The 7807-nt window shown below is 40.2% G+C and carries 3 protein-coding genes; all 3 read left to right on the plus strand.

The window, feature by feature from the left end:
* Positions 1 to 380: 380 nt before the first annotated feature.
* The 3 genes from J2Y67_RS27235 to J2Y67_RS27245 all read left to right on the plus strand — a co-directional run bounded on the left by J2Y67_RS27235 (position 381) and on the right by J2Y67_RS27245 (position 7696).
* Positions 381 to 1676 carry a glutamate-1-semialdehyde 2,1-aminomutase gene (locus J2Y67_RS27235; protein ID WP_310179266.1) on the plus strand — a complete coding sequence of 432 codons (1296 nt, stop codon included), beginning with the start codon at positions 381 to 383 and terminating at the stop codon, positions 1674 to 1676.
* A gap of 305 nt (positions 1677 to 1981) precedes the next feature.
* Positions 1982 to 6451, plus strand: coding sequence for a glutamate synthase-related protein (locus J2Y67_RS27240; RefSeq protein WP_310179269.1), 4470 nt, complete (start codon positions 1982 to 1984; stop codon positions 6449 to 6451).
* Positions 6452 to 6619: 168 nt separating this feature from the next.
* Positions 6620 to 7696, plus strand: a complete 1077-nt coding sequence (locus tag J2Y67_RS27245) for an FUSC family protein (RefSeq protein ID WP_310179271.1) — start codon at positions 6620 to 6622, stop codon at positions 7694 to 7696.
* The last annotated feature ends 111 nt before the right edge of the window (positions 7697 to 7807 follow it).

The raw sequence follows: 7807 nt of genomic DNA on the forward strand, positions 1-7807 counted from the left end.
GTTATGGTCGCGTAGAATCCCGATATGCGACCGAACTATCTCACTTTTCACTGTTATGGTCGCGTAGAATCCCGATATGCGACCGAACTATCTCATTTTTCACTGTTATGGTCGCGTAGAAACCCGATATGCGACCGAGCTATCTCACTTTTCACTGTTATGGTCGCGTAGAAACCACTTAGGCGACCGGGTGATCTCATTTTTCGCAGGTACGGTCGTGTAGAATCCCGGTAGGCGACCGTATGTATCGATTTTCCTCTCTTTGGTAGCCTATACATATTTGAAAAAACCATTTGAAAATTGTCAAAAATATAAAACAGCATGAATTCGTAAAAATAAGTGCTAAAATAAGATGGAATCCATTTTTAGGAGGAAAATTTATGCAATTTACTAATTCAGAACGATTACATAGTGAGGCACTAGAACACATTGTTGGAGGAGTAAACAGCCCATCCCGTTCCTACAAAGCAGTGGGCGGCGGTGCACCCGTGGTCATGGAACGTGGGCAAGGAGCCTATTTTTGGGATGTCGACGGCAACCAGTACATCGATTATTTAGCCGCATACGGTCCAATTATTACCGGGCATGCCCATCCACATATTACGGAAGCCATCAAACTTGCAGCTGAAACAGGCGTACTTTACGGTACCCCTACTCCACATGAAATCAAACTGGCAAAAATGCTAAAAGAAGCAATCCCATCCATGGATAAGGTCCGCTTTGTCAATTCCGGAACGGAAGCGGTCATGACAACGATTCGGGTAGCGCGCGCCTATACTGGAAGAGATAAAATTATTAAATTTGCCGGCTGTTATCACGGCCACTCTGATCTTGTACTTGTTGCAGCAGGTTCCGGTCCTTCTACACTTGGTACCCCCGATTCTGCCGGAGTACCAAAAAGTATCGCTCAAGAAGTCATAACTGTTCCTTTTAATGATATCGAACCATTAAAAGTGGCATTAGAAAAATGGGGTGATCAAATTGCAGCTGTTCTTGTAGAGCCGATTGTGGGAAACTTTGGAATTGTTGAACCAAAACCTGGCTTCCTGCAGCAAATTAATGAGCTAACCCATGCCGCAGGAGCACTTGTCATTTATGATGAAGTCATCACGGCTTTTCGTTTCATGTATGGCGGTGCCCAAGACCTTTTAGGAATCCAACCTGATTTGACTGCGCTTGGGAAAATTATCGGCGGAGGTCTGCCAATCGGAGCCTACGGCGGACGTAAAGAAATTATGGAGAAAGTGGCACCTCTTGGACCAGCCTATCAAGCAGGTACAATGGCAGGAAATCCTGCTTCAATGCTGTCCGGTATTGCCTGTCTTGAGGTTCTAAAGCAAGAAGGAGTATATGATTATTTAGACAGATTAGGAGCAAGGCTCGAAGAAGGAATTTTAGCTGCTGCAAAGGAACATGGAATCCAAATCACGATAAATCGATTAAAAGGGGCATTAACGATTTATTTTACAACAGAAAAAATTGAAAACTACGAGCAGGCTGAAAATACAGATGGTGAAACATTCGCCAAGTTTTTTAAGCTGATGCTTCATCAAGGTATTAACCTTGCACCATCCAAGTATGAAGCATGGTTCTTAACGATTGCTCATACAGTAGAAGATGTTGAAGCAACATTACACGCTGTTAACAATGCATTTTCCTCACTTCACAACGAATAATTATACATTTTTTATACACAAAAAGGGAGTGTCTCCCACTCCCTTTTACTTAAAACTACCATGTAAACGTTTACAATGATATATTCCCATCTCAATTCGATATGATTATAATCTAATTTCGATATACAATTTACTGTATATTTATTTGATTTCTGAAAATTCATATGATACTATTAAGTTATTATTTTTCCCTTTAGCTTTATACCTCAATAAAGTGGCTAAACCACAAACACTTTTCTCAGTTCTAATAATTTCATAGGAGGTGAATCGGCTTTAGAGGAATACCCTTTTAAAGCCTGACCATAATGACACAAAAATATAACCCTTCCAATTTTAAAGATTTCCACAAACATGAACACGATTCATGTGGTATTGTTGCGTGCCTTGAAAAAAGCAAGATTCCTACAAGAAAGAATATCTTTGATTGTATTAATGCTCTTGTTACAATGAATCACCGGGCCGGCTTTATTAACGGTGAAGGCGATGGCGTAGGAATTCATATGGATATCCCTGTTGCACTTTGGAAACAGAAATTACAAAATGCAGGAATTGACCCTCTGCTCGCTGAAAAAAAGGAATTTGCCGTTGGGCATGTTTTTATCAGCCAAAAAGCAAACTGGGATTCTACTAAAAATGAATTACTTCAAAAGCTTGCAAAATATGAATTAGAATTGATTTTCGAAACAGTTGAAGTTACAGACCCTTCTGCTCTTGGACCGATTGCCATCCAGGAAAACCCTGTTTTTTGGCAATTTGCCTGTCTTTCTAAAAAAAGCGGCCAAGAATTAACAAAGGTCCTATTTGAGGCATTGGTTGATTTTGAAATCAATGAAAATATCCATGTAGCATCATTAAGTCAGAATCATGTAGTTTACAAAGTAATGGGTGCCGGAGATATTCTTCCGCGTTACTATCAGGATTTGGCGAACCCGCTTGCTGCCTCAACCATCACTTTGGGGCACAACCGCTACTCTACAAATACTCTTTCCAGCTTTTTCAGAGTTCAGCCATTTAGTGTGCTTGGACATAATGGTGAAATCAATACCATTGCTAAGCTTCGCGATGAAGCTAGAATGATTGGGATTCCTCTTGTAAAGGACGGCAGTGACTCTCAGGATTTAAGCCGGACAATGGAAACCTTAATCTCACGGGAAGGATACTCTTTATTTGAAGCTATGGATCTTCTATTCCCGCCAATTATTAATGAAATAAAAGCCTATCCAGAAAAACTGCAGGATTTATATACGTACCTTCGTGAAGCTTGGGGACATTACGCACAAGGACCTGCCGGAATCATCTCAAGATATGGCGATGAAGCTGTATTTAGTGTCGATGCACTTGGCCTTAGACCGCTTTGGATGCTCGAAACGGAAACATCTTATCTATTTTCGTCTGAACCTGGGATTATTCCGTCAAGTGAGTATGTAAATGATCCAAAGCCGCTTGCACCTGGTGAAAAGGTTGGCTTTAAATGGCAAGGAGATCAATTGGATGTTTACGAGCAAAATCGTTTCCAAAATGAAGTATATAATCGTATTTCTAAGCGATTAACGATTGAAAGTGCACGGAACCGATTAACAGCACCTAGCTTAAATAAAACGGTAACAATGAATTATCCAGATAAAATCCATAATGGCCAATATAAGGCTTTCGGATGGGAACGCGATCATATTCAATTAATCGAGCAGATGGCGGAAAAAGGTGTGGAGCCAATCCGTTCATTAGGTCATGATGCCCCGCTCGCATCATTAAATCCAGAAAGAAAAAATATCGCTGATTTCTTTAAAGAAAGTGTTGCGGTTGTCACAAACCCTGCGATTGACCGGGATCGTGAAACAGAACATTTTTCTACGCGTGTGGTTATCGGCAAACGCCCATCTCTATTCGATAAAGAAGAAACAAATACTGTTCTAGAGCTAATCACTCCTGTCCTATTAGAAGGAAAAACAGGTTTTACTTGTTCTGAAGCACTTGGACAGCCAAGCTTTGATCAAGTCGTTCAATATTTCAATGAACAAAAATTAGCTGCCTTTATTTCGACTACCTTCCACAAGGACGAAGAAATCAATTTGGCACTCGAAAGACTTGCTTCAGAAGCAGTTCAGGCTGTTCAATCAGGGAAAACATTACTCGTTCTTGATGATGCTAAAGCCCATCAAGAGGATTTCTATTGGATTGACCCGCATTTAGTCACATCAGCCATTGATCAGGCATTAGTGAAGGCTGAATTAAGAAGAGACTGCTCTTTAGTATTACGTTCTGCTGCCATCCGTTCCTTACACGATATTATAACAGCTTTAGGTTTAGGCGCAGATTTAATTAGCCCTTACTACATGTTTATGACGGTCCTCGATGAATCAACTAAGCCGTTGACTAATTTGTACAGTGCATTGACAAAAGGGCTTGAAAAAGTCATCTCAACAATCGGGATCCACGAATTACGAGGATATGGAAGATTGTTCTCAAGCATTGGTCTCCATGAAGATATTGCAAAAGTTTTAAACATTGTAAACTTCTTTGGATCAAAAGAGCTCGAATTTGATTTCGAAGCAATGAAACAGGATGCATTTGCCAGGGCGGAAGATTACCAAAATGAAAAGGAAAGAGTCGGAAAGACCTTCCACCTCTTCCCGCGGATTTGGAAAGCAATCGGTGAAGTGGCAGCGACTGGTGATTACAATGTTTACCGTGATAAAATTTCAGAGCAGGAATTAGAAAACCCTACGACCATTCGCCACTTGGCTGGTTTAAAAGTATCGAACCATGCAATTTCACCAAATGAAGTCGATATTAGTGTAGGAGATCATGATTTACCATTTCTGATTTCTTCCATGTCATTTGGATCGCAAAATGAAATTGCCTTCAGAGCTTATGCAGAAGGCGCAAACCGTTTAAATATGGTGAGCTTAAACGGTGAAGGCGGCGAAATAAAAGATATGCTTGGTAAATATCCAAAAACGCGCGGACAACAAATCGCCTCCGGCCGTTTTGGAGTAAATGCCGAATTGTTAAACTCATCCAATCTGTTAGAAATTAAAATTGGGCAAGGGGCTAAACCTGGTGAAGGCGGACATTTACCTGGCTCAAAGGTGACAGCAAAAGTTGCAGCTGCACGTAACGCAACTTTAGGATCTGACTTAATTTCACCATCCAACAACCATGACATTTATTCAATTGAAGATTTGGCTCAAATGATTCTAGAATTAAAAACAGCAAACGATCAAGCGAAAATCGCTGTTAAGGTTCCTGTTGTACCAAATATCGGTACGATTGCAGTCGGAATTGCGAAAGCAGGCGCAGATATCATTACCTTAAGCGGTTTTGACGGCGGTACAGGTGCTGCAAGAATTCATGCCCTTCAGCATGTTGGCTTACCAGTAGAAATTGGTGTAAAAGCAGCACATAATGCCCTATTAGAAAGTGGTCTCCGTCATAAGGTAGAAATTTGGGCAGATGGCGGAATGAAGAGTGCAATGGATGTAATTAAAATTATGCTGTTGGGTGCAAACCGCGTTGGTTTCGGTACATTAGCGATGCTGTCTATTGGCTGTACAACTTGCCGTGGATGCCACTTAGATACTTGTCATGTTGGAATTGCAACACAAATTGAATCAGAGATTCAAGCAAAGGAACATGGACTAAGACGTTTTGTACCACGCCAATTTGATTTAGCCGTACAAGGAATCATGAATCTATTCACTGCTTTTGGGCAGGAATTAAAGCTACTCGCAGCATCATTAGGAATTCGTGACCTGCAAGAAGCTGTGGGTCGCTCAGATTTATTGGTTCAAACGAGCGGACATCAAAAATTAGATTTATCTTATTTACTAAAAACACTTGAAATCAGCCAATTTACGAAGACTGAAGTATCGAAAACAATTGCTGAAGCACAATTGCAGGTAGCAGTTGGAGCAGAATATCTTGATGCAAGTATTGATCAGTTGCATTGCTCCCGTGAGTTTGAAAGTGTTACATCAGAGCAAAGGGTTTTAGGAAGCCGTGTTTCCTGCCACCGTGTAAGAGGCAGACTTGATGGTTCTTACAAACAATTGAAACCTGTACAGTTAAAATATCGTAAAGGTTCCATCCCAGGAAATGGCTTAGGGGCCTACAACAGTGAAGGTATCTATATAACGGTTAATGGCGGCGGTCAAGATGGTGTGGGTAAAACATCACTTGGCGGTAATATTCAAATCCTCAAAGCAAAAGGGAAAAATGGCCATTATTATAATGGTTCAGTCGGAAAAGGCTTTGGATATGGTGCTCAAAAAGGACTTTTAGTCGCACAGGGTAATGCGGATGCCCGCGCCGGAATCCGTCTGTCAGGGGCTGATTTAATCATCGGTGGAACGGTTAAAAAACAAATTCCTGAGCAGGAAAATGGCAATATCGGTGCCAATGCAAACATTAAGGGATTTGCCTTTGAATATATGACAAACGGCCGAGGTCTTGTAATAGGAGACCCAGGTCCATGGATTTGTGCAGGAATGACCGGTGGTGTTGTGTATACACGCCTTCAACCTGAAATGGGATTAACGAAAGAGGCGATTCAAAGAAGAATTGCCAAAGGAGCTAAAGTTTCTGTTTCCTCATTAAATGAAAAAGGAAAAAGTGATGTTAATGAACTTTTGGGTCAATACATCAGCTTACTTGAGAATGATAGCCAGGTTGAAGAAGCAAAACAGCTTCAAGCACTTCTATCAAATCTTGAAGACCATTTCGTACAAATTGTTCCAGTTAAAGAGCAAGCAGATCCATCTGTTTCTACAGAATGATACAAAAAACGTCCGCATCATACAGCGGACGTTTTTTTTGTAGAAAAATATTACAAAAAACTCATATTAAATCTCTTGATTATATGTTTTAATCCATGTATAGTCTTTTATTGTTTAACATTGAACAAACTAGTATTATTCAATTTTTTGAAAGGAATCCATTCTTTTATGAAGTTAGGCGCCCGCATTTTAAAAACGGGAATAGCAATCATTTTGTCCCTTTATCTTGGTCAGCTGCTGCATTCACCATCACCGGTATTTGCCGGTATTTCTGCCATCTTTGCGATTCAGCCGACGATTTATCGTTCCTACTTAACGATTATTGAACAAATTCAAGGAAATATCATCGGGGCATTACTCGCCGTTTTTTTCGTTCTCACGTTAGGAAATCATTTTACTGTCATTGGATTAGCCGCCATTATTGCTATTGGGATCAATCTAAAGCTGAAACTAGAAAATACCATCGCCCTTTCCCTGGTAACATTGGTTTCGATTATGGAAACGACTGGCGGGAATTTCATTCCGTTTGCGGCCGTCCGGTTCTCTACGATCATGATTGGGGTCTTTTCAGCCTTCATCGTAAATTTAGTGTTTATGCCGCCAAAGTATGAGAGTAAGCTTTATTTTAAAATATCAAGTACAACAGCGGAATTAATCAGGTGGATTCGCTTAAGCACCCGCCATGACTTTGACCATCATCTCCTGAAAGAAGAGATTGAAAAGTTAAAAGATAGTCTCATTAAAATGGAACAGTTTTATGGAATGTACAAGGAAGAACATAATTATTTTAAGAAAAAAAACTTAGAAAAATCACGTAAGCTGGTTGTTTACAGACAAATGATTTTTACTGTCAAAAAAGGCGTAGATACACTAAGAAAGCTTCACCGGTTTGATAATGAAATCCTCCTGCTGCCGGAACATTTTCAACAGGCGATTCAAGAGCAGCTGGATAGCCTTATTTACCACCATGAACAACTCATGCTTCGGTTTATTGGGAAAGTGCCGGAACCTACAACCGGATCTGGAGGAAATGATTTTTTAAATAAAAAAGAGCTTTACGATCTCTTTATTGCTCACCAAAGGGAATATACGGATCAAGATAATCCACATCTTTATCATGTCATGCAAATCACAGCATTTATTATTGATTACGGAGAACAACTTGAACATCTGGACACGTTAATTTCAAGCTTCTACTCCTTTCATGATAACGAAGTTCCCATTGAAGAAAAAAGTGTGGAATAAAAAACCGAAGCAGACATTGAACTGCACCCTGTCAAGTAGACAGTATAAAAAAATAAAATTAGGCAATGGCCTTAGCTCGATATTCTATCGGGCTAAGGCCATTAAATTTGG

Origin of the sequence: Neobacillus niacini (genome assembly GCF_031456445.1) — a bacterium.
GTDB lineage: Bacteria > Bacillota > Bacilli > Bacillales > Cytobacillaceae > Neobacillus > Neobacillus niacini_I.